The following is a 24062-nucleotide window of genomic DNA, read 5'->3' as shown; positions in this document are numbered from 1 at the left end:
TGATTACGTTTTGCTTGTTCAGTTTTCAAGGTTCATTACGTCGCTTTAAAGCGACAACTTCTATATCATACTACATAAGAATATGAATGTCAACAGTNTAGGCACGCCGCCAGCGTTCGTCCTGAGCCAGGATCAAACTCTCCATAAAAGAAATTTGATTAGCTCAAATTGTTTTGCTGGCATCATATTTGATGTCCAAAATTTTGTTTCGTTCACCAACTCAAGGTCAGTTACTAAAAACTTTATTGATTACGTTTTGCTTGTTCAGTTTTCAAGGTTCATTACGTCGCTTTAAAGCGACAACTTCTATATCATACTACATAAGAATATGAATGTCAACAGTTTTTTTGGAGCGGGTGATGAGAATCGAACTCACGACATCAGCTTGGAAGGCTGAGGTTTTACCATTAAACTACACCCGCGAAAATAATATTTATTTAAAATGGCGCGCCCGACAGGAGTCGAACCCATAACCTTCTGATCCGTAGTCAGACGCTCTATCCAATTGAGCTACGGGCGCATATTATATATATTCATAAATTGACTTGGTGCGGCCGAGAGGACTTGAACCTCCACGGGGTTGCCCCCACTAGGCCCTCAACCTAGCGCGTCTGCCATTCCGCCACGACCGCATTCGATTGGGAACTTTCTTATTATACTACGCTAACCCGAAAAGTCAACCTTTTTTTCTTGAAAAAGATGAGCCATGAAGGACTCGAACCTTCGACCCTCTGATTAAAAGTCAGATGCTCTACCAACTGAGCTAATGGCTCAAATTAAGAAATGAATGGCTGGGGTACTAGGATTCGAACCTAGGCATGACGGAATCAAAATCCGTTGCCTTACCGCTTGGCTATACCCCAAAAATGGCGGTCCCGACCGGGATCGAACCGGCGATCTCCTGCGTGACAGGCAGGCATGTTAACCGCTACACCACGGGACCAATGTTACTATATTTTTATGAATTAAACTAATGAAATGACCCCTACGGGATTCGAACCCGTGTTACCGCCGTGAAAGGGCGGTGTCTTAACCGCTTGACCAAGGGGCCATGGCTCCGAAGGCAGGACTCGAACCTGCGACAACCTGATTAACAGTCAGGTGCTACTACCAACTGAGCTACTTCGGAATAATTCATATATTTTGTCGTCGTTATCTTGTCGACTTTTATTATTATAGAGACACCTACAGCAAACGTCAACCCTTTTTTATTATTTTTTTTGTTCTATTAGTTTCAAATGTCCTAGACACTTGCTACAGCGGTATTTCTCTACATTCATTCTAATTTTTCTTACATATAATTGTTCGCATTTTACACACGTATATGTATAAAGTCGACGTTGTTTTTTTTGAGATGTTTTAGGGATTTGCAATACTGAGCAAAAACGAGGAGCATTCACTTTTACTAAAAGATCTCGAAAATCTTTATCTCGATGCTGATACCCTTTGCCCTCCAAGTGTAAATGATAATGGCATAATTCGTGTCGAACTATACCTTCTACCTCGCTAATACCATACAATTCATAAGCTTTTAGATTAACTTCAATATTGTGTGATTGTAAAAGGTAACGTCCACCTGTTGAACGTAACCTTGAATTAAAATATGCTCTATGCATAAATGGCTTCTGAAAACTTTCTAATGATATTCGACTAACGAGATTTTGTAGTTCCTCATTGTTCATATCTATATCACCTCTAACAACAAGAATACCACACTGCTTAGTATAGACAGTGTGGTATTAATTTATCCTGTATTAACAGGCAGTAATTTGTTTATATCGAAAGCGATGCGGCAGTTATACGACTTCCAACTCAAAATCCAGCAAAAGCAATGAAGTTAGGTTGGAGATAAACCGTCCGTAAAAGCCTGATTGCTGAAGATTAATACTCAATAGATAGATGAAGACCCCTCTGATTAAAAGTTTCACTTTATCTTCTTTCAGCCGAAAACTCTCTCCTCTAAAGTTAGTGAGATGAATAAGGAAGTGGTTCTTTATCAATAGTTGTCCAAACACCTGTTGAATGAAGATAAAGCCTCTGGCGGACGTCACCCTTCGATAGTTTGATCTTTAGGAGGTAGCATTGTTAGTGAAATGCGCCCTTTATTGACATCTATTTGTTCTACCCAAACCGTCACAATGTCACCGAGAGCAACAACCTCTAATGGATGTTTAATACGTCTTTTTTGTAATTTTGAAATGTGCACAAGCCCGTCCTGCTTCACTCCAATATCTACAAATGCTCCGAAATCAACTACGTTTCTCACTGTACCTTGCAATTCCATCCCAACTTGTAAATCTTCCATTTTTAATACATCTGTTTTCAGTAGAGGCTGAGGGAATGCATCACGTGGATCGCGACTTGGTTTCATTAATGTATCAACAATATCCTGTATTGTGACAACTCCAATATCTAAAACTCCACTTAATTTTTCTACATCTAGTTCTGCAATGGCCACCTCTGCCTTCTGCGTCCCAAGCTCTTTTTTATCAATCTGTGCTACCTCTAAAACCTGCTCGGCTACACTATAACTTTCAGGGTGAATGCCCGTAGCGTCAAATGCATTTTTTGCTCCTGGAACACGTAAGAAACCAATTGCTTGTTCATACGTTTTAGCACCAAGTCGCGGAATTTTCTTTAGCTGAGCACGTGTAGTAAATTGTCCAGTTTCCTCTCGTACCTTCACAATATTCTCCGCAACCGTTTTAGATAATCCAGAAACGTATTGCAGTAGCGAAGCTGAGGCAGTATTAACATCAACACCAACTTGGTTAACGGCTGTCTCTACTATAAATGTTAAGGACCCCGTCAATTTCTTTTGAGAGACATCATGCTGATATTGACCTACTCCAACTGCTTTTGGCTCAATTTTTACTAACTCCGACAACGGATCTTGTAAACGACGCGCAATAGAAACCGCACTACGCTGTTCTACCTGTAAATCAGGAAACTCTGCACGGGCAATTTCAGACGCTGAATAAACAGATGCCCCTGCTTCATTGACAATAACATAGGCCGTATCAGTTGCAAGCTCATTCAATATATCCGCTATAAATTGTTCTGTTTCGCGTGAGGCAGTACCATTACCAATAGCAATTATAGTTATTGGGTATTTTGCTAAAATCTCTTTTACAACTGCTTTTGATTTTGCTACATCTGGCTTTGGCGGATGTGGATAAATGGCTGTAACCTCTAGCATTTTCCCAGTTTCATCTACCACAGCTAATTTACAACCTGTACGGTACGCCGGATCAACACCCAAAACATACTTCCCTTTCATTGGAGGCTGTAATAAAAGATTACGTAAATTCTCAGAGAAAATGTGGATAGCCTGCGTCTCTGCCTTTTCTGTAAGTTCATTTCGTAACTCTCGTTCTATTGAAGGCTGAATTAAACGCTTGTACGAATCCTCTATCGCTAGCTTCACTTCGGCAATTGCTGGTGAAGAACCTGTAGCAGGAATCCATTCCTTCCACATAATCATCAACACTCGATCTATTGGTACTTGAATTGCTACTTTTAAGATTTCCTCTTTCTCACCACGATTTACAGCTAAAATACGGTGTGGGACAATACGATTTACAGGCTCTTCATATTCGTAATACATTTCGAAAACGTTTTTTTCGTCTGCCTCTGCATTCTTGACACTAGTAACGAGTACTCCATCTTTCCAAGAATACGTACGAATTTTTTCACGGATTGCCGCTTCATCAGCAAAGCGCTCGGCTAAAATATCTCGAGCCCCAGCTAACGCATCCTCTACATTGGCAACTTTCTCCGCATCTACGAAAGCCCTTGCTAATTGTTCTAAAGCATCGCTACGATATTCTAATAGAAGATCCGCAAGAGGTTCTAACCCTTTTTCTTTCGCTATAGTCGCCTTTGTTCGGCGTTTTTGTTTATAAGGTCGATATAAATCCTCTACACGCTGTAAAACAGTTGCAGCTTGAATAGCTTGTTCTAATTCAGGTGTTAGTTTATCTTGTTCCTGAATTAATCGTATAACCTCTTCTTTGCGTTGTTCAAGCTGCTGTATGTAGTGATAACGATCCTCTACAGCTTTAATCTGTACCTCATCAAGGGATCCAGTAGCTTCTTTTCGATAACGTGCAATGAATGGCACGGTGTTTCCTTCTTCTAATAATTTAATAACAGCATCAGCTTGACCTGGCTTAATAGCTACATCCTTTGCAATGAGCTGTAAAATTTGCTTTTGTTCCACATCATCACTACCTTTTTTTCTTTTCATTTTACCATTACACGTTACTAAAATTGCAAAAAAATAGTCTACTCTGAAGAAGAGAGTAAACTATTTCTGTAAATGTAAGAGTAGGCCGTTATCACTCACACTTAGTCAAAACGCATTAATGTCTTGAAGCATACTATATTCATTTTTAGGACAGCCCCTCGCCCCCAAAAATTTTAGAGCGAAACACCATCACTTACTAGGATAGATTCCTGTAACTTTTTTATTGCCTTCCTTTGTATTCTTGATACATGCATTTGAGAAATCCCTAATCGCTCCCCAACTTCTTTTTGAGTAAGTTGTTCTAAATATGTAAGCTGAATTATTTCTCTTTCTCTCTCATCTAAGGTACTCATAGCGTCAGAAACAATCATTCTTTTATTGGTCATCTCAAAGCCATCATCTTCTTTACCCGTAATATCAAATAATGTTACTGTACTGCCGTCAGAATCTGACTCTACTGAATGATCCATAGAAAGAGCATGGTAACTACGACTCATCTCCATAGCCTCTAAAACTTCTTCTTCTTCCACTTCTAATTGATCTGCGATTTCCTTAATAGATGGGGAACGCTGCAACTCAATTGTCAAAGCTTCCACTGTTGTTTTAATGCGCGGTCCTAACTCTTTTATACGTCTTGGTACATGAACATCCCAAGTTTTATCACGTAAAAAGCGCTTTATTTCCCCAACAATCGTTGGTACAGCAAACGCTTCAAAACTACGACTAACATCCGGATTAAAACGTCTTATTGCACCTAGCAACCCCAGCATACCTACTTGAGCAATATCATCATAATGAGACTTACCATTCGAATATTTGCGTGCAATGGACTCAACTAAATATCGATAATGAATCACTAGTTTTGTTTGAGCTTCATCATCCTCCGTTGATTGATACAATGCAATCCACCTTAGTATATCTTCCTTGGACGAAGATTTATGTAGTGATTCTTTCGACATTGTTTTCCACCTGCTCTCTAGAAACATACTTTGTCATGAAAACAGTTACGCCACCATCGTTATTTATCATCACCTCATCCATCAAAGTTTCCATTAAATAAAGCCCTAAACCGCCTTCGCGTAGACCCGCAATACTCTCTTCAGGATGATACGGACCAATTTTCGACTTTACCTCCTCAAAATTAAAACTATTTCCGTAATCTGCAATCATCATTTCTAGTTTATTTTCATACAGAGCGCAGCCAATGACGATCTCACCTTCTTCTTCGTCCTTATATGCATGATGTACAACATTCGTTACCGCTTCACTTGCTGCAATTTTTAAATCTTCAATATCATCATAATTAAACCCAACTCGACTAGCTAAGCCAGAAACCGTCAATCGAATCACACTGACAAATTGCGGTTTTGCAGGAACCCTTATCTCAATATAATCAAATTCCTTCATTTTCGTGATTCCACCTTTTTATCAGTTTCAATATCCATTAAATCGCTTAAACCAGTAATTTCAAACAACCTTTGTAATCTATTCGATAAACCGACAAGTTTAACTTTACCATTTTCACGTAACGTTCTTTTATAAAAGGCAACAAAAACACCTAACCCTGTACTATCCATATAATTAATTTTTGATAGATTAAGTACTATTTCTAATCCTTCAGTAATATTCACTGCTTCTAATTCCTCCCTAAGTCGTGAAGCAGTATAAGTATCTATTTCGCCCTCAACAAATCCGTATAATTTATTATCAAGTTCTTTAAAGTGTATCGCCATATCCATACAGCACACCTCCACCATATTTATTTGACTTTTATTCTATTCCCGTAATCACAAAGATTGAAACCCTATTTTTTTATAATCACAACTGTAAAATCATCAGATAGTTTAAAATCCTGTATTTCTTCAATTTGCTTATAAAGAAGATTACATAATTGTTGAGCTGATAAGTATTTATTTTCCATTATTAATGATGAAATGACCTCTCGTGAATTCATTTCATCATGCGCTCTGAATTCCGTAACACCATCCGTCATCATTACTACAATATCATTTTCTTCTAAAACAATTTCGTTGTACAAATATTTCGTTTCCGGTAGCACCCCTAGTAATAATCCTGTCGACTCCAAAGGAAAAAATTCATTATGTTTAGCGCTATAATGAAGGGCCGGCTCATGACCTGCAGAAGCATAAGAAAGAATACTCTTTCGCATATCCAAGCAGGCGTAAAACATAGAAACGAACATACTGTCGTCTACACTCTTTTCAATTACTCGATTGATGACCTCTAATACATATGAAGGATCTTTATATGCGTAATCTAACGTTTCAAGGCCATATTTCACCATAGACATACATAATGCAGCTGGAACACCTTTACCTACCACATCTGTCACAGCTACACTTAAAAAATCCTCTCGATTATATAAAAAATGTACATAATCTCCATTCATCTTCCGAATTGGGATAGATATCATTCCTATATCAATACTTGAAAGTTGGGGTACGTCTGTTTTAAGTAATGTTTTCTGAATGTTTGTAGCGATTTTCATTTCCATTTCATACTCTGCTTGTTTTTGTAATAAACTTTGATGCTCCCTATGAGCCATACCATAATGCACCATAACTTCGATAAGAAAATCATATGCAAGCTGTTCTTCACTCATTCTACGCGGAAATAGTTTCTCAACTGCGTTTTTATGAACACTTACAACATCCTCTGGAGATATATTCTTTTGGATTAACTGACGAGTGAAATTTTGAGCAATATACAAATTCTTTTCAGTTTGATCGGTCATATAATCTGACAAAATCTTTTGATATTGAGATTCTAATTGTTCCAAAAATTCCACATCCTAACGCAGCCATTTTTCAGCTCGTATCGTTGTTCCTTTTCCCATTACCGATTGAATAACCATATTGTCCATCAATCGATTAACCCCTGGTAAACCTGCACCGAGCCCTCCTGAAGTGGAGTAACCATCCTCCATCACTTTCCGAACATCTTCTATTCCTGGGCCCTGATCAGTTGCAATAACAATTATTTTCTTCTCAGTGTCAGCGTCAGTCTCAACTCTTTCAATTTCAATGACACCTATCCTTGCATATAAATATATATTTCGGGCTAGTTCACTTATAGCTGTGGTGATTCGTGCCTGATCAACAGTGTCAAATCCAAGCGCCTTCGCTTCGTCACGCCCCAGTTGTCTTGCTTCTACTATGTCCCACTCAGTAATAATTTCAACCGAAGACTTAATTGTCACTGTTGCCCCCCCAATTCCTGTCGGAGTTATACTTTTACACTTTTTTCGACTACTTAACTAAATACTTTAAATAATTTAAATGATCTTATCAATTTTACCTTGATGTAATTTCTCTAAATAAGTATATTTTCTTAGACCTCTCGATATTATTTCAAAAATCTATTCTAAGTATAAATTTTGAGTATATCTTAAATCTATTAATACCATTTTTGAATAGTGATTTCAATTTTGGGTAATACAGTATCCAAGAGTACAATATCAATCTCCCTTGGCATAATTTCCAAAAACAATTTGCCGCTGTCGCTTCGCTTTCGCACAGAAAACATCTGCCGAATGAAGAAAAAAAAGCATCGAGATGAAAATTCATCTCGATGCCACTATACACATATGTATATCAAAATTTAACAAGCCCTAAACTAATCATCAATGCACCATCAACTTTCTCCATCAACGCATGGTCAAGTTGCGTAATACGATCTGTCAATCTTGACTTATCAATCGTCCGCACTTGTTCGAGCAGAATAACCGAATCACGTTCAAAACCATACTTTTCAGCATTAATTTCAACGTGCGTCGGTAATTTTGCTTTTTGAATCTGTGCAGTAATAGCTGCGATGATGACAGTCGGACTAAATCGATTGCCAATATCATTTTGAATAATCAGCACCGGCCTAGTGCCCCCTTGCTCGGACCCGACTACCGGCGATAAATCTGCAAAAAAAACGTCACCACGTTTTACATTCAAAGTGTCATCCCCCGCTAACGAGACGCTCCACTGTATGTTGTGCTTCATATTCTGCATGCAAGCATTCACTTGCAATACTCAGATTTATATGAGACATTTCAACATATCCTTTCATCATAGCTTCCCGTATTTGATTTGGTTGCTCCTGCATTAAAACTTTGCGCGACAAAATACGCGCAAAAGATTCACTTTCAATTACTTCCTTAGTTTGTAGAAATAGTCTGTCTTGAACAGCAATTGTAGCTTCTCTTAACTTTTTCTCGTACACAGCAAGCACCTCCAACGGAACCATCCACTTTTCATTACTACCCATTCTACCATTGAAAGATATCATTGAAAAGACACGAAATGACAAAATATCTGACAATTTAAAGTCCAAGTTGTAAAAATATGTAGTTTGTCGAAGGTATATGCCGATTCATTCACCTTGCAATTTGTCACAAATTATGAATGACTCATCTTCTTAGTAAATCCAACATGTTCTTCTATAGTTGTTATTCACCAAGTTGTTTAGTGCTTTGATATAGTATTCATTTGTCCAAAGTTAGATCTCTAAACTATTTAAAATCGCCTATACTAAATCCTAAAGTAACTTCTTTAGTTTTAGGCTAAAGAATCTATTATGCCCCGGCATAGTTGCGTCCGGAATTGGCTTTGGGCTTAGGCCTTCATGATGGCCGACACGATGTCGGTCATTTCGGTAATGCCACAGGACGTGGCGTTCTTTCAACGGATGTGCTACGCTGCTTTCGCTACAAAAACACTACTTACTGAAAGAAGTTAAATGTATAATCTAGGAACTCTCGCTGTAATAATGCATGGTACTTCATAATTAATGGTTTCAAGCTTTGCTGCCCATTCATTCATTGAAATAGCATCCTGTCCTTGACGACCAATGAGCGTTACTTTCTCACCTATAGCATATGCTTTAGGCAAGGCAACCATACATTGGTCCATACAAATTCGTCCAACAATCGGCATTCTTTGGCCATCAATTAGTACTTCTTGTCCACCTAATTTACGAATTACTCCATCCGCATAGCCTACTGGCATCGTTCCTATCCACATATCCGAAGGGGCCTCAAAGGTAGCTCCATAGCCTACTGAATCACCTGCTTGTAACTGTTTCACATGAACAAGCTCACTCTCTAGCGAAAACGCTGGCTGTAACGGGAATGGTAAAATACCTTCTACATAAGGAGATGGTGATAATCCATACATCGATATGCCATATCTAACGGCATCAAATTGTAAATGCGCATTTTTTACTAAAGATGTAGCCGTGTTTGAGGCATGTACAAGTCTAGGTTTTTCAGGCAATGCAGTTACACATTTCTCAAAAAACTGTACCTGTCTATCGAAGTATGAAGTATCTTCTTCATCCGCAGTCGCAAAATGTGTAAATATTCCATCAAGCTCCACATTCACTGTATTCTGTATTGTTTGATATAGATCCAATAATTCTTGTTCTGAACGAACACCAATTCTGCCCATACCGCTATCTACTTTAATATGTAGTCGTAAAGGGTCTGCTTCATCAGCTATGAACGGAGCCGCCTGCTGCACCCATTCACTTGCAAAGGCCGTAAGAATAATGCGCTGCTGAGCAGCATATGGTGCAAATGAAACTGGAGAGGCACCCAATATTAGTATGTCTGGCTCTTCAAAATGTGCTCGAATATGTAATGCTTCATCGGGCGTTGCCACTGCAAGCATTGTTGCACCAGCCTCAAGCGCTGCTTTTGCAACGGCTACATCTCCGTGACCGTATGCATTTGCCTTTACGACAGCTATAATTTGAACATTAGGTCGAAGTAGCTTTTTCAAATTTTTTACGTTTTGTTGAATAGCTTGTAGGTCTACAACTGCTTTAGTTGGTCTAAAATATTGCTGTGTCTTCATTAGAATACCCTCTTTATTTTTTATTAAAACACTATGTATTGAATAAATTGCTTTTTCTACACTATTTTTACATAAGTTGTTCTATTTTAGACTGATTTTCTACATAACCTCTATCATATATGACTTAACAACCTCTAAACAATGTTAATTTTACTCAAAAATGTACTATTTTGCTTAACAAGCTACAGCTTTCCAAATAGAAAGCTGTAGCTATAAAAATTATTTCATACTACCTATCGTCATAGAAGTGGCTACTTGCACCATTTCTTCACGAGTCAATTTACTAGATGCTACAAAGAATTCAACGCCATCCTTTTCCCAGCTAATAGAGGTATCGGTAATAGCACCGATTGTAAAGCCTAAATCTACCGGATCACCAGGAGACGATACTGGCAACATTGCAGCCTCTTTCGTAACTGGTTGTTGCATGACAGTAAATGGCTTATCACCATCGAATGTTAAGACGACACGGTCCATTCCACTCTCTCGTATAACTTTCTCATCCACCATCTTCGTATTTTCAATATTTACAACAGGATAGTGTGTTTGGAACTTATTTTCGGCTTCTGCACTTACTGCCTGTTTCTCTTCATTTCCATTCGGGTTATTAGTGCTTTCCTTACCGTCTTTGTTATCTTTGTTTTCTTTTTCTGATGGTGTAGCTTGTTCACCTTTTGTTTCATCCGATTCTGTAAATTGCTCAACCGCATACTCTTTAGCCGCATGTTGAACACCTAATTTTATATTTTTAAATGTAATACGAATTTGTTCTTCTTTTACATCATTCATAATTACTACGGAAGTTGGAAGCATTGTTTTCTTATCAACTGTTATAACTTGATGAGGCATACTATTTTTATAGCTATTTCTAGTAGCCGCTTCAAATATATATGCTTTGTCCTCCTCTTTCATGACTAAATTTTTATCTTGTGCTAAATCTTCTGCTAGTGCACCTATTAAATAAGCTTGACTATTTTTCTTTGGCCAATCACTTTGGAACTTATACATTTTGTTTAATGTAGGTGTAACAACAAAAACTCCATCTGCATTTCGCACTATCATTTGTGAAACATCTTTCCCACTTTCTACTACTTCTACTCGATAGAAATCAGGTTTCGTATGCCAAACTGTTACATCATATTTTTTCGGATCTCCACCAGCTTTAATCTCCATCGTAGCATTTAACTCATAACCGTTTGCATCTGCCCATTTCCCATTAACTTTCTTCAAGACTTTTTCCTGTGAGTCTGTACCACATGCCGATAAAAGTAATATCGTACAAAATAAGACGAGCCATTTAACTATACGGTTGCCCACGCTTTCACCCTTTCCTTCTTTCAAATCCACTACGACAATATATGAACCGTATTTGTCAGTTATGTCATTTGAATAAGGGCAATATATTTATCTTCACTCAGAAATTTATTTACTTTTAACTTCTTTCAGCAGGTGTTTGAACAATGGCTAAAAATAGAGGAACTCAGTCTAAGAACGACACGTCCTGTGGCAACGACTGAGTGACCAACATCACGTTGGCCCAAAGCCTCCGGCGGATGTCACAGTTGGTGATGAGCCTTTTTAATATTTTATATGGCGAAAGCTTTGTTTATCATTATTTATTGTAATAATATTACTTGTGCCGCAGCGTATTGCTTGGAATGTGTTATACTTACAAATCCATTTACAAGCTGTCCTTTGAAATATAAAACTGGATTTCCTGCTTCCCCTCTTAAAACTTCAATATCATGAAGCTTACATTCTTCACCAATACCAGTTCCTAATGCCTTTGAAAATGCTTCTTTTGAAGCGAATCGTCCGGCTAAAAATTCTATTTTACGAGTTTCTGAATGTGCATCAAACAAAACTCTTTCCTTTTCAGTTAAAATGCGATCTTTAAATTTATTTGTTCTTCTCATTGCTTTAGCAATACGGTCAATTTCTACAATGTCGAGACCAATTCCTTTAATCATTTGAACTTCTCCTTTTCCTATTTCTTAAAAGCCATGTATAATGATTGTAAATTGAGGTGGAGTTATGTTTAGTAGAACAGAAAATTTTAAGCAATATACAAAGTATTATCCGATTGTTTCAACATTAATAGCGGTTAATTTAATTGTTTATGTACTAACTATTTTACCTGGAGTAGGAGAAAATGTATTGAATTACGGAGTTCAAGCAAACTTCCTTATACGATCTGGTGAATGGTGGCGTGTTTTCACTGCAATATTTTTACATGCTGGCTTTTTGCACGTTTTCTTTAATACGTTTTCACTGTATTTATTCGGACCAGAGCTTGAAAGAATTGCTGGCAAGGCACGTTTTATTACAATTTATTTAATGTCTGGTATTATTGGCAACATGGCAACCTATCTACTTTATGATAGTGACTATGTAAGTCTTGGTGCAAGTGGAGCTGTTTTTGGAATATTCGGAGCTTTCGGAGCACTTGTCTACTATACACGTCGTACAATGCCGATGCTTCGTAAACTTATTTTGCCTATCATTGTAATCAGCGTTATCATGACTTTCCTACAGTCGAATGTGAATGTCTATGCTCACTTAGGCGGCTTAGTAGCAGGTTTCCTTCTTGGACTCGTTTACTTACATCCAAAAAGAATTTTAAGCTGGCGTAAACAAAAGATGGCGGGTAAGTAATAGGTACAAAAGGAGCAATCCTCCGTTATAAGCTATTATCGCGGATTGCTCCTCTTTTTTTATACTAGAGTGATATGCAATTCGTCAATTTTATTTCAAAGTGCTACCGTATCCTCTTTCGCTGCCTTTATTTTTTTCCATTCAACTGCTGTTAAGCCATAGACAACTTGGTCTACATGATGATCATAAAGCCACTCCGCATCTCTTAAACGTCCCTCTTCATGAAAACCTAACACTTTCGGAATTGTGCGGCTTCGAATATTTCCTACCGCTACTCGCACTTCAATGCGATTTAACTTCAGATAGCTAAAAGCATAATCAATAAATGCTTTCATAGAATTTGTGACTAAGCCCTTACCAACAAATTCCTTACCTAACCAATATCCGATACTTGTCCATTTATGCTGCCAATTCACTTGATGGTAGCCAATCACTCCCGCAAGTTTCCCCTCATAATATATCCCCGCTTGTAGGCCATTATTATCCGCGTATTGTTGCATCGCATCTCTTACAAATCGCTCTGTATCCGCTACTGTTTTCACATCATCCACAAAAGGTAACCATTCTCGCAACGTATCCCTTGAACGATCCGTCAACTCGAATAATTCATCTACGTCACTTAAATCCAACAATTTTAAATACGTGTTCTTATTAATATCATATTTAAACAAAATTACCACCCCTTTTGTTTGATTTATTCTATTATAAACAGTATTTTTCCATAATTATAGTTAAAAAAGGCTAATCCCCCCTATTAATTGTAAGGATTAGCTAAACCACTACTTTCAATGTTCATACCAAGATAATATTGTTTCAGCATCTTGCTGCTCTAAGCTTCGTACATTCCCTGTCATACCAGTCATGCCTGACATGACCGTCGCTTTTACAGTCATAACCTTCTTTCTTTTTTGGAAATACGTTTGAGTAGTCCCAATAGATTGTATACGTTTTTTCTCCATAAAAAACGTTATACGACTGAACACACGATATCGCATAGTTAGTTGCTTTCCATCTATCATATAACCAGCTGCTTTATGTTGCCAAATACCAATTAATATTGTTAATGGAATTAATAATAAAGAAAGTAGTCCATACGGATATAAGAAATAACTACTTGCACCAATTATAGGTATGAGCCAAACAAAATCAATTCGGTAAAAAGTTGAACGAGCTCGTTTTGGTGAATAAATAAATTCTGGTCGCCAATTTATATCCGGGAAAAGTTGCTCTAGCGTTTCCAAGCAATCTTGCTTCTTAATTAAGAGGGAACAGAGTAATTTTTTTATCCTTCCCCTCCTCACCATTGCCTCCAGCACTTTCAACAACAACTGTTGCAAAGCCAAATAATTGACGCACTGGATTCTCTACAATACGAATCGCCTGAATTCTATTTAACGGTAAAGTAATTCGCTTCTTCTCAATTAGCCCTTTTGTAATAATAAGCTTTTCATCTTCAATTCGGACTGTATATTCATAATAATTGATCAGTGTAATAACAAATGACACAAACCATGCCACAATAAGGCTGACTATCACAGTTAGTGCAACTAAAAATGCACCAATTTTCGCAAAATCAGCTAGCTCGTTAAAAATCTCTTCATATGGGATTATATCTGAAAGCTGAGAGATGATTGCTGCTACCCCGGACAAAACGACCCCAATTCCACCTGAAGTTATGGCCAATATAAGTAAATCACGTATCGACATATGATAAATAGTTGGAACTGGTACTTCCTCTATTAGCGAATGTTCATCATTCATCTGTTCATTTACTTGGTTCTTTGCACGGCGCATTTCCAGCTCTATTACATCTGCCGCTGCCTTACGTATAGCCGTCAACTCTACCTCAGGCTTTCTATCCTTACTTCCCGCAGTTTCAACCTGAACTTTTACTAAGCCAAATATTCGATGAAAAATACCCTCATTGTAATTTAAGCTCTGAATACGTTCAAATGGGATATAACGTTTCTTTTTAACGAACAAACCGTACTTTACACGCAATTCACCATCTTCAAACCAATATACAAAGGTACGCCATTTAACAATGCCACTAACAAACGCAAGTATGGCCCCTACTCCCCATATACCGAATAAGAAAATCGTCCGCCAAAAATTATCACTATGGAAATTAAAGGAGAAGTGAAAACCATTAGTTATAATAATAATAACCAACGGGAAAATCATACTTTTTAATGCTTTCGTACTTGTAATAATAGCCGAGATCGGGTGTAAACGATTAATTTCCTTAGACATCATCTTCCGCCACCCTTGCTAATTCCGAAATACGTGCTCGAAGTCCATCAGCCTCGTCCATCACAAGTGCAGGAATTGTATGTACAGTTGCTGCAGTAGATATTGAAATATTACCTAAACCGTATTTTTTTAATATCGGTCCTTGCGTCGTATCAACATGCTGTACGCGAACCATTGGAATAAGTGTACGTTTAACAACGAATAAACCATGTTGCACCTCAATCTCATTGTCACGCACCTCGTAGCGCCAGCGTTCCCATCTTATCTTTGGAAATAGATAAGTAGATAAGACAGCACTAAGTATGACTACAGCAACTGCAATGAAATAAATAAATGATGGCCATTCAAAATAATAGGTGCCGTAGCATGCGGCCGCCGCTACAATCAAAAGTAATAACGTTTGTAATACACCATATAAACGCCACACCGTTAACCCTTTCCTGGAAATTTTATGCATTGGCTCTGTTCTCAATTTCATTCCCTCTCTTTCTTTAACTACGTATACGTAATCAGTTATCTTTTTGTTTCAAATTATATCAAATTCGCCTTGGCGTAATTGCGTCCGGAATCGGCTTTGTGCTTAGGCCTGCATATTTTTTTGTGCGAAAGTGCAGTGAAACGTAGCGACAGCAGCAAATGTTTTTTGTGCGAAAGCGCAGCGAAACGTTGTGGCAGCAATGTGTTTCACAGGACATGGCGTTCTTAGACTGAGTTCCTCTATTCAGCGGGTGCTTGGACACCCGCTGAAAGAAGTAAAAAAAACCTTACAGCACTTTGACTGTAAGGTTTAATCATTTTGATGAAGATAAAGTTAAAGTTAGTCCTCGTGTCGACGTGGTGCGCGTGAACGACCTTGTCCACCTTCACGGCGTCCGCCATCTCGACGCTCTCCGCTGCGTCCGCCATCTCGACGCTCTCCGCCGCGTCCGCCATCTCGACGCTCTCCGCCGCGTCCTCCACGACGATCTCCGCCACGTCCGCCATCACGACGTCCGTTAAAGTTACGATTACCGCCGCGTCCACGATCTCCTCCGCCACGGTTACCAGAACGCTCACGACGCATTGGTAATGGTCGTTCTTCAGTAATTGTTACTGGCGAGTCATCTGGCTCTTTTGTTAATGAACGAAGTGCAGCAGCTACAACATCGATTGCATCATGGTTTTCAAGTAATTCTGTCGCAAGTATACGATAATCACCTAAATCATTGTTCGCAATAAGACCTTCTAGTGTCTCCATAGATAGGCGTTGTTGACCCACTAAAGCTTCGTCCGATGTTGGTGGTTGAAGTGGTGTCATACGTTTTTTCGTTGTTTCTTCTACAATACGTAGGTAACCCATTTCGCGTGGTGTTACAAATGTTACTGCAAGTCCTGATTTACCTGCACGACCTGTACGACCAATACGGTGAACATAAGACTCAGGATCTTGAGGAATATCAAAGTTATAAACATGTGTTACACCAGAAATATCAAGCCCACGAGCAGCTACATCTGTTGCCACAAGAATATCAATTTTATTTTCTTTAAATTGACGTAACACAGAAATACGTTTCGCTTGGCTTAAATCACCATGGATTCCTTCAGCAAGGTAACCACGAATTGATAACGCTTGTGCAAGCTCATCCACGCGACGTTTTGTACGTCCAAAGATGATAGCAAGTTCTGGTTGGTGGACGTTTAATAAACGAGATAAAATGTCGAATTTTTCACGTTCAGCAGACTTCACAAAATATTGATCGATGTTATCAACTGTTAATTCTTTCGCTTTAATTTTTACGATTTCTGGATCATGCATAAATGTTTCAGCAATTTTACGGATTGCTGGTGGCATTGTTGCTGAGAACAATAATGTTTGACGTTCAGAAGGCACATTTTCTAAGATTGAATTAATATCATCGATAAAGCCCATGTTTAACATTTCATCAGCTTCATCAAGTACCAATGTTTGAACATCTTCTAATTTTAAAGTACGACGATTAATATGGTCAATTATACGACCAGGTGTACCTACGATAATTTGAGGTTTATTTTTCAGCGCACGGATTTGACGGCCGATTTCTTGGCCACCGTAAACTGATAATAATTTCACACGTTTATCATAACCAATTTTATATAGCTCTTCTGAAACTTGAATCGCTAATTCACGAGTTGGAGCAATTACTAATGCTTGGATATTAGGGTTTTTTGGGTCAATTTTTTCGATAAGTGGAATCCCGAAAGCGGCAGTTTTACCTGTACCCGTTTGCGCTTGACCTAACACGTCACGGCCTTCAATAGCAAAACGAATAGTACCTTCTTGGATTGGTGTTGCTTCTTCAAATCCCATACGCTTTACTGAGCGTAATGTAGATTCGCTAATATTTAATTCTGAAAAATTTGTCAAACTTCTCAATCTCCTTTTTTTGCTTTTAAGTTGACAAATGGTTACATTTTCAGATGAAGTTGTCGGCAAATTCGAGCCTGTGTTTTGGAACGTTTCCGTTACTTAAAATTTTTCTCTATATGATGTCACATAGAGCTCTCTTATATGAAAAGGAAAGCCCGGTCTTTACCGAGCGGTTTGATTCTGTCGTAATTATTCACTTTAGAATAAAACCGTTGTGTTCAAAAAAAAGTACTCTTCAATCAAATATGAAGAGTCTTCGCACAAAATGTATCCATTGCTTACACTAGTCTAACATGGGATTAAAACGTATGCAACGATAACGCATGAGTCGTAATAATCTGACTACTTTACGCACTCTTTAAAAACGACAAAACGCAAGAAAACCATTCAGAGTAATCTTCACCATAACATATATGATGCTTCCCTTTATCAGAAATATACAAAGTTTTATCGTTTGAGGTTAATTGATCATATAAAAATTGAGCGGTATGATATGGCACTATTCCGTCTAATTTTCCTTGTACAATATACACCGGAACTTTAATATCCTTATAATACGGCTCCACCATTCGAACAAGCTTCATGAATTCTATCGTTGACGATAGTGGCACATGATTAAACTTATGTCGGTATCGTAAATACAGCTCATTATTAGACAGATTACGATGATACGCCTCAGTGGCAAGCACTTTAAAATCTTTGACCAGTTGCTTCGGACTCACATACTTGGCAGCAGCACTTAGTAAAACAAGCTTTTTCACTTTATAACGTTTAGCTAAATAAAGCGCTATAATGCCACCCATTGAAAACCCAACTACTATTACTTCATCTACTTTTTTAGCAAGAGCACGAAAAGCGAGCTCGGCATCCATTAACCAATGCTTAGCGGTGTAACCACGCATTTGTAATTCCTCCCCATGCCCTGACAAAGTAGGTTCTTCAATCAGCCAATTTGTATGCGTACGTAAATAGGTAGTAAAAGGTTCTACTTCATAAGGTCCGCCTGAAAATCCATGTATACATAACACACCTACTGACATTATTTTCACCTCTAAATGTGTAACTCATTTAAATCAAGAATTGAAAGAATCGGCGAGAGAATGTCCCACCGATTCCTTGTTTCATTTTATGACGTAAACGTACGTAAGATTGTTTCTAATTTCATACCACGAGAGCCTTTTAGTAAAACGATAGACTCCTCGTTAGCTTGCTGTAGTTTTTCGATAATTGGCGTATAATCATCCTCAACATATAGCAAATGTTCCTCATCAAAACGCTCTTTTAAGACTTCATTTAAATAAGCCATTCGTGGGCCAAATAAACATACATAAGCGATTTCTTCTGCACGAATATCCTTCGATAAATCTTCATGGAAATGCTTTTCATTTGGTCCAAGTTCAAGCATATCACCTAACACAAGCCATTTTTCTGGGCGAATCGTTGTCGATGCTACAAATTGAATAGCAGCCTTCATAGAGGTAGGTGCAGCATTGTATGCATCATTAATAAACAATGCCCCATTTAATCCATTCACTTGTTGCATGCGCATATCCGTAAGAGCTACTTGTTTTAAGGATGCACGAATTTGGTCATCGTTTAAACCTAGCTTTTGAGATATTAACATAGCGACTAATGTATTTTTCACCTGATGCTTCCCGAGAACGGAAATAAAGAAATCACCTTCAATCACACCATGTGTAGAGAAGCCACTACCATCAGCAGTTGCTTCAATACTGTCTGCATACAATAGATTGCTATGCTCTAAACCAAATGCCACTGCATTTAGCTGCTGCTCTTTCGCAACTAGTTCTTGAAGCAGCGGTTCATCTCCATCATAAAATAGCACTCCATCCGGTTGCATTCCTTGAATTATTTCAAACTTGGCTTTAGCTATTCCTGCACGTGAGCCTAAATCTTGCATATGAGCCTCGCCTATATTTGTAATCACTGTCATATGTGGACGAGCAAGCCTCGTTAAAAATTCTATTTCACCAAAACCACTCATTCCCATTTCAAGTACAGCGACATCAGTATCTTCATCTAGCTGTAAAACCGTAATAGGTAAACCTAGTTCATTATTAAAATTCCCAATTGTCTTTTGTACTTTAAAAAATGGTGTTAGCGTTCCTGCTAAAATATCTTTCGTCGATGTTTTACCGTTTGAACCAGTAATACCAATAAATTTTGCTTTATGCTCACTGCGATAGGCACGAGCCATTTGCTGAAGCGCTAATTCTGGATCATCTACAAAGAGTAATGGTACACCTTGTGGTGGATTTGGTTCATCTTTCTGCCAAAGAGAAGCACCTGCTCCTTTTTCAAAAGCCTGCATAACAAATTTATGTCCATTGGCCGTCTCACCACGAAATGGTACAAACAGGTCCCCTTGTTGAATTGTACGTGTATCAATGGAAATTCCTGATACGACCGTATCACCAAAAACTGGCACATCTTCATTTAACCATGTAGCTAACTGCTTTAATGTTTTTTTCACAATAATCCCACTCAGTCTTTTTTATAGTGAAGCTGTTGTTTTTCTTCAAAACGCTCAATTGCTAGTGTAATCAGACGATTAATCAGCTCTGGGTAGCTTACATTTGTATGCTGCCATAAAAGAGGATACATGCTAACAGGTGTAAAACCTGGCATTGTATTCACTTCGTTAATATAAATGCTGTTATCGCCCGTCACAAAAAAGTCCGCACGAACTAAACCGCTTCCATCAATAGCTTTGAACGAACGCTTTGCTAGCTCCTGTAAGCTTGAAACTGTTTCAGTAGGAAGCTCTGCTGGAATAATAAGGGCGGTTGAGCCATCTTTATATTTAGAGTCATAATCATAAAATTCAGTTACTGGTTTAATTTCACCCGGTACAGAAACTTCAGGGAAATCATTTCCTAGCACAGCTAGTTCAATTTCACGAGCGACAATACCTTGCTCAATTACAATTTTACGATCATACTGTAAGGCTATTTCGATAGCCTTCACTAATTCTTCACGATTTGTTGCCTTGTTAATTCCGACACTTGATCCCAAATTTGCAGGTTTCACAAACAGCGGCCATTCCAACTTTTCTTCACAACGAGCAAGGATAGCCTCCTGTTCATTAGCCCATTCGCTACGAATGAAGTACGTATATGGCACTTGTGGTAAGCCGGCAATTTCAAATAATTGCTTCATAACTACTTTATCCATACCCGTTGCTGATGCTAACACACCATTTCCTACATAAGGCAAATTTAAAACCTCAAGTAAACCTTGAACAGTTCCATCTTCACCATTAGTACCATGAAGTAATGGGAAAATTACATCGAATTGTACAGATTCACCATCTTTATCGATTAAAAAGTTTGTAATATTATTTTCTAAAATAGTGGCATCATCACCAAATTGTAATTCTTCAATTGTACTTGCAGGTTTTTTTAGACGCTCACCACGGCGCCATTCCCCTTCAAGTGTAATGAAAATCGGATATACTTCATACTCCTCGAAATTCAAAGCTCCAGTGACTGCACGTGCTGTCGACAATGACACCTCATGCTCTGCTGACTTTCCACCGTATAATAAACCGATTCTTTTTTTCATTTTTGTGCCCTCCACATACTTCTTGAGTACTATTAGTTTATCATGAAACGTCTTGACAAATGACATCAATTTCACCTTGGCGTAATTGAGTCCAGATTTTGAGAGGATGTGAAATTTTTAGCCTGAGATCCTCTATTTCAATTGGTGTTTGAATACCCTCTGAAAAGGTACCACATCCGTATTCAACTCATCACATTTAAAGGTGAGAGTCTTCTGTAGCTGTAGCTGTCGCTTTGCTTTCGCTACATAAAACAATTACTAAATGAAGATAAAAATCTCACCGTAATTTTGACGGTGAGATTTAGAGTATATTCATTCTACGTACAAATGAATAGATCAATTATGCCTAGGCATAATTGCGTCAGGAATCAGCTTTGTGCTTATGCCTGCAGATGTTTTTTGTGCGAAAGCGCAGCGGCAGCAACAAATGTTTTTTGTGCGAAAGCGTAGTGCTAACGCAGCGGCAGCAACAGATAAATTGCCACAGGATTTGGCGTTCTTAGACTGAGTTCCTCTATTTCAGCGAGTGTTTGGATACCTGTAGCTAACGTTGCACTTTCGCTACAAAGAACATTCGCTGAAAGAAGTTAAATAATATAAATCAATTCATCGTGCTCATTTTTCAAAATTGTATTTAAATCATCCCATACCTCATCAGGGAAGGAGTATTCTGACAGATTACGAATTTCGATACCGTAAGCTACTTTAGGCTTTTCGATTCGATACAACGATAACAGCGCTCCGTCTTTAGTAAAAGAACGATAGGCACGCAAAAACTCAGGTGAAATAGAAGGAATACTCGATTTCACTTTCCGTCTCCAAAAACCAGTGCTACGTTCCTTTTCACGAATCAAACTGTTTAAAACATTCGCAAGAAGTAAATCAGAATCACTTAAATGGCGAAAATAAATTTTAGTCATTTTCTCTAAGTCTGAAGAATAGTAGACAAATCGATTTTGTAATTTATTAAAAAATGGTGAAGTAATCGGCTCCTTTTTATGACTTATGTAAAGCAATTCTCCTTGTTCCATCGGTGTTAGTTGGTCTAGCCTCTTCTCATCCATAAAGTCTATCCAACACAATTCTTTGGATTCAGTAGCTTTCTTTACAAACTTAGATACTTCCTCTTCTGGTATATAATCAAACTGTGTATGCATATTAAAGGAACCATCTTCATAGGAATGTTTCAATAACAGTAAGTGATGCAGTGGTTCAAGTGCAGCCACAAATTGCGAGAATTTAAGCCCGCTAAAAATAACAAATTTATCGACATCATTCATATGAACATAAACATGGTACATAAAATCTTCAGCTGACTTTAATTTTTTAGCCACAACCATCACCCCATTCTTCACTACATTATAAAACTAAACATGAATTTTTTGAAACATTTTATGCTAATAATCGTCATAACAATATTCACAGGCGTAAAATTGTTTTTTACGGTATAATATGAATGTTAAAGATGCTATTGGATATCTGTTTTTAACCACTCTGAATGAACAAATTTTTAAAAATATAATTCTATTCATTTTTTACAAATATCAGCGAGGATTCTAAAAACAAGCATCGAGCCTCCTCGTTTACACAATTACTTCGGTATCAATATTTACCTCTTGACCTAAGGTGAATACTCCTTAACGATTATACATTGGCATAATTGCGTCCGGAGGCTTTAACTTCTTTCGCGGGTGTTCGAAAGGTAGCTTAAATCCGCATTCATCTCACCACCGAAAGAAGTGGGAGACTTTTGTTGAAAGAAGTTAAATATATTTGGTAGCATATTGAATTGGAATTAATTCGAATCAAATTTACTCATGAAGAGATACTATATTAATTTAGGTGGCTTGTATGGAAAATAAACGAAATTTCGCGAATCGTTTTGACTGGACGCTCGCTTTAATACTTTTAACCTTCCTAGTCATAAGTTTGTTAGCCATTTCGTCGGCGCAAACATCAGGTCAATATGGCATTAACTATGTTCCTAAACAATTGCAATGGTACGTCATTTGCTCAGTAATTATTGGAGTAGTTATGTTTTTTGAACCTGATCAATATAAAAAAATGTCTTGGTATATGTACGGTGCAGGAATTTTCTTATTAGTACTGCTTATCTTCATGCCAGAAGGACCAGGACAAATCGGCGAAAAAATTAATGGTGCAAAAAGCTGGTTTAAGACACCTTTAGGGAATATTCAACCCTCTGAGTTTATGAAAACCTTTTACATTCTAGCACTCGCTCGACTTATTAGTAAGCACAATGAAGTTTATTCTTTTAGGTCAGTAAAAACGGACTTTATATTGCTAGGTAAAATCGCTGCTACACTGTTACTACCATTAGCCCTTATTATGAAGCAGCCTGACCTTGGTTCGGCATTAGTATTCTTTGCCATTACAGCTGCTATCGTCATTGTAGCTGGTATATCATGGAAAATTATTTTACCAACTTTAATAGGTGGCGCTACAGTAGGTGGTACTCTTATATGGATGGCACTCTATATGCAGAGTTTCTTAGAGAAAACATTCGGCTTTAAACCGTATCAGTTTGCTCGAATCTATTCTTGGTTAGACCCATATTCATATTCTTCTAGTGATGGATACCATTTAATTACGTCCTTAAATGCTATTGGTTCAGGTGAAATTTTCGGAAAAGGTTTCCGCGGTCGCGAGGTTTACGTTGCCGAAAATCATACCGATTTTATTTTTACGGTTATCGGAGAAGAATGGGGCTTTATTGGTGCTAGTATCGTTATTTGTATTTTCTTTTTATTAATCTATCATTTAACAAAAACTACACTACTATTGAAAGATCCATTCTCAACATATGTTTGTGCCGGTATAATTGCAATGATTACATTCCACGTATTTGAAAATATCGGTATGACTATTCAGCTATTACCTATTACCGGTATTCCCCTACCATTTATCAGTTATGGGGGAAGTTCATTGATGGGGAACTCGCTAGCCGTCGGACTTGTTTTCAGTATGCGTTTCCACTATCGTACGTACATGTTTACTACTCACGATGATGATGATTAATTATGGATAAAAAAATGGGTAGTCTCAA

Annotated in this window: 22 protein-coding genes, 8 tRNA genes and 1 pseudogene; 3 read left to right on the top strand and 28 right to left on the bottom strand. The window is 37.9% G+C overall.

Features of this window, described 5'->3' with window-relative positions; genetic code table 11:
- Positions 1–348 precede the first annotated feature (348 nt).
- The 20 genes from ACZ11_RS02665 to acpS all read right to left on the bottom strand — a co-directional run bounded on the left by ACZ11_RS02665 (position 349) and on the right by acpS (position 12086).
- A tRNA-Gly gene (locus ACZ11_RS02665) sits at positions 349–422 on the bottom strand.
- Between the two features lie 21 nt (positions 423–443).
- A tRNA-Arg gene (locus ACZ11_RS02660) sits at positions 444–520 on the bottom strand.
- Between the two features lie 26 nt (positions 521–546).
- Positions 547–632, bottom strand: a tRNA-Leu gene (locus ACZ11_RS02655).
- Positions 633–700: 68 nt separating this feature from the next.
- Positions 701–773, bottom strand: a tRNA-Lys gene (locus tag ACZ11_RS02650).
- Between the two features lie 15 nt (positions 774–788).
- A tRNA-Gln gene (locus ACZ11_RS02645) sits at positions 789–863 on the bottom strand.
- A gap of 4 nt (positions 864–867) precedes the next feature.
- A tRNA-Asp gene (locus ACZ11_RS02640) sits at positions 868–943 on the bottom strand.
- A gap of 36 nt (positions 944–979) precedes the next feature.
- Positions 980–1051 (bottom strand) — tRNA-Glu (locus ACZ11_RS02635).
- A gap of 1 nt (position 1052) precedes the next feature.
- A tRNA-Asn gene (locus ACZ11_RS02630) sits at positions 1053–1129 on the bottom strand.
- Positions 1130–1211: 82 nt separating this feature from the next.
- Entirely contained in the window at positions 1212–1682 is a 471-nt protein-coding gene (locus ACZ11_RS02625; protein ID WP_049663457.1) for a SprT family protein, read from the bottom strand.
- A gap of 365 nt (positions 1683–2047) precedes the next feature.
- A complete protein-coding gene (locus ACZ11_RS02620) occupies positions 2048–4222 on the bottom strand; it encodes a Tex family protein (RefSeq protein ID WP_049663532.1) in 2175 nt (724 codons plus the stop codon).
- Between the two features lie 200 nt (positions 4223–4422).
- Positions 4423–5208 carry an RNA polymerase sigma factor SigB gene (gene sigB / locus ACZ11_RS02615; RefSeq protein ID WP_049663455.1) on the bottom strand — a complete coding sequence of 262 codons (786 nt, stop codon included), beginning with the start codon at positions 5206–5208 and terminating at the stop codon, positions 4423–4425.
- Entirely contained in the window at positions 5186–5656 is a 471-nt protein-coding gene (gene rsbW, locus ACZ11_RS02610) for an anti-sigma B factor RsbW (protein ID WP_049663452.1), read from the bottom strand. Before rsbW ends, sigB begins: the two co-directional genes overlap by 23 nt.
- On the bottom strand, positions 5653–5988 hold the full coding sequence (locus ACZ11_RS02605) for an STAS domain-containing protein (protein WP_049663450.1): 336 nt from the start codon (positions 5986–5988) through the stop codon (positions 5653–5655). The genes rsbW and ACZ11_RS02605 overlap by 4 nt, the downstream gene beginning before the upstream one ends.
- 65 nt (positions 5989–6053) lie before the next feature.
- Positions 6054–7049, bottom strand: coding sequence for a PP2C family protein-serine/threonine phosphatase (locus tag ACZ11_RS02600; RefSeq protein WP_082172640.1), 996 nt, complete (start codon positions 7047–7049; stop codon positions 6054–6056).
- Positions 7050–7061: 12 nt separating this feature from the next.
- The gene (locus tag ACZ11_RS02595) at positions 7062–7469 is read right to left on the bottom strand and encodes an anti-sigma regulatory factor (protein WP_049663448.1); all 408 of its coding nucleotides are present in this window, start codon (positions 7467–7469) and stop codon (positions 7062–7064) included.
- 394 nt (positions 7470–7863) lie between these two features.
- Positions 7864–8214 (bottom strand): type II toxin-antitoxin system PemK/MazF family toxin, encoded by a 351-nt coding sequence (locus ACZ11_RS02590; protein WP_049663446.1) that lies wholly within the window; start codon positions 8212–8214, stop codon positions 7864–7866.
- 4 nt (positions 8215–8218) lie between these two features.
- The gene (locus ACZ11_RS02585; protein ID WP_049663444.1) at positions 8219–8482 is read right to left on the bottom strand and encodes a hypothetical protein; all 264 of its coding nucleotides are present in this window, start codon (positions 8480–8482) and stop codon (positions 8219–8221) included.
- A 512-nt stretch (positions 8483–8994) separates the two neighbouring features.
- Positions 8995–10116, bottom strand: a complete 1122-nt coding sequence (gene alr / locus ACZ11_RS02580) for an alanine racemase (protein ID WP_049663441.1) — start codon at positions 10114–10116, stop codon at positions 8995–8997.
- Positions 10117–10335: 219 nt separating this feature from the next.
- Complete coding sequence (locus tag ACZ11_RS02575) at positions 10336–11433, bottom strand: LolA family protein (RefSeq protein WP_049663438.1); 1098 nt, start codon at positions 11431–11433, stop codon at positions 10336–10338.
- 299 nt (positions 11434–11732) lie between these two features.
- Positions 11733–12086 (bottom strand): holo-ACP synthase, encoded by a 354-nt coding sequence (acpS, locus tag ACZ11_RS02570; RefSeq protein ID WP_049663436.1) that lies wholly within the window; start codon positions 12084–12086, stop codon positions 11733–11735.
- Positions 12087–12150: 64 nt separating this feature from the next.
- Here acpS and ACZ11_RS02565 point away from each other — a divergent pair, with 64 nt between their 5' ends.
- A complete protein-coding gene (locus ACZ11_RS02565; protein ID WP_049663434.1) occupies positions 12151–12771 on the top strand; it encodes a rhomboid family intramembrane serine protease in 621 nt (206 codons plus the stop codon).
- A 95-nt stretch (positions 12772–12866) separates the two neighbouring features.
- On the opposite strand, the gene ACZ11_RS02560 is transcribed toward ACZ11_RS02565, so the two are convergent.
- The 7 genes and pseudogenes from ACZ11_RS02560 to ACZ11_RS02530 all read right to left on the bottom strand — a co-directional run bounded on the left by ACZ11_RS02560 (position 12867) and on the right by ACZ11_RS02530 (position 20995).
- On the bottom strand, positions 12867–13442 hold the full coding sequence (locus tag ACZ11_RS02560) for a GNAT family N-acetyltransferase (RefSeq protein ID WP_049663431.1): 576 nt from the start codon (positions 13440–13442) through the stop codon (positions 12867–12869).
- Positions 13443–13556: 114 nt separating this feature from the next.
- Positions 13557–15024 (bottom strand): annotated as a pseudogene (locus ACZ11_RS02555) (PH domain-containing protein).
- Positions 15017–15496 (bottom strand): PH domain-containing protein, encoded by a 480-nt coding sequence (locus tag ACZ11_RS02550; RefSeq protein WP_082172639.1) that lies wholly within the window; start codon positions 15494–15496, stop codon positions 15017–15019. Before ACZ11_RS02550 ends, ACZ11_RS02555 begins: the two are co-directional and overlap by 8 nt.
- A 345-nt stretch (positions 15497–15841) precedes the next feature.
- Entirely contained in the window at positions 15842–17407 is a 1566-nt protein-coding gene (locus ACZ11_RS02545; protein WP_049663425.1) for a DEAD/DEAH box helicase, read from the bottom strand.
- A gap of 350 nt (positions 17408–17757) precedes the next feature.
- Positions 17758–18450, bottom strand: coding sequence for an alpha/beta hydrolase (locus tag ACZ11_RS02540; protein ID WP_049663423.1), 693 nt, complete (start codon positions 18448–18450; stop codon positions 17758–17760).
- An 86-nt stretch (positions 18451–18536) separates the two neighbouring features.
- Positions 18537–19904 carry a UDP-N-acetylmuramoyl-tripeptide--D-alanyl-D-alanine ligase gene (locus ACZ11_RS02535; RefSeq protein ID WP_049663420.1) on the bottom strand — a complete coding sequence of 456 codons (1368 nt, stop codon included), beginning with the start codon at positions 19902–19904 and terminating at the stop codon, positions 18537–18539.
- 11 nt (positions 19905–19915) lie between these two features.
- Positions 19916–20995, bottom strand: a complete 1080-nt coding sequence (locus ACZ11_RS02530; protein WP_049663417.1) for a D-alanine--D-alanine ligase — start codon at positions 20993–20995, stop codon at positions 19916–19918.
- A gap of 376 nt (positions 20996–21371) precedes the next feature.
- Here ACZ11_RS02530 and ACZ11_RS27175 point away from each other — a divergent pair, with 376 nt between their 5' ends.
- Entirely contained in the window at positions 21372–21503 is a 132-nt protein-coding gene (locus ACZ11_RS27175; RefSeq protein ID WP_269079306.1) for a hypothetical protein, read from the top strand.
- Between the two features lie 79 nt (positions 21504–21582).
- On the opposite strand, the gene ACZ11_RS02525 is transcribed toward ACZ11_RS27175, so the two are convergent.
- Positions 21583–22335 (bottom strand): hypothetical protein, encoded by a 753-nt coding sequence (locus tag ACZ11_RS02525; RefSeq protein ID WP_049663415.1) that lies wholly within the window; start codon positions 22333–22335, stop codon positions 21583–21585.
- Between the two features lie 511 nt (positions 22336–22846).
- Here ACZ11_RS02525 and ACZ11_RS02520 point away from each other — a divergent pair.
- Positions 22847–24034, top strand: a complete 1188-nt coding sequence (locus ACZ11_RS02520) for an FtsW/RodA/SpoVE family cell cycle protein (protein ID WP_049663413.1) — start codon at positions 22847–22849, stop codon at positions 24032–24034.
- Positions 24035–24062 lie beyond the last annotated feature (28 nt).

The sequence above is a fragment of the Lysinibacillus xylanilyticus genome, from assembly GCF_001183605.1.
In the GTDB taxonomy this organism is placed as follows: domain Bacteria; phylum Bacillota; class Bacilli; order Bacillales_A; family Planococcaceae; genus Lysinibacillus; species Lysinibacillus xylanilyticus.
The sequence above is the reverse complement of the archived record's forward strand: the minus strand, read 5'-3'. Positions and strand labels throughout refer to the sequence as shown.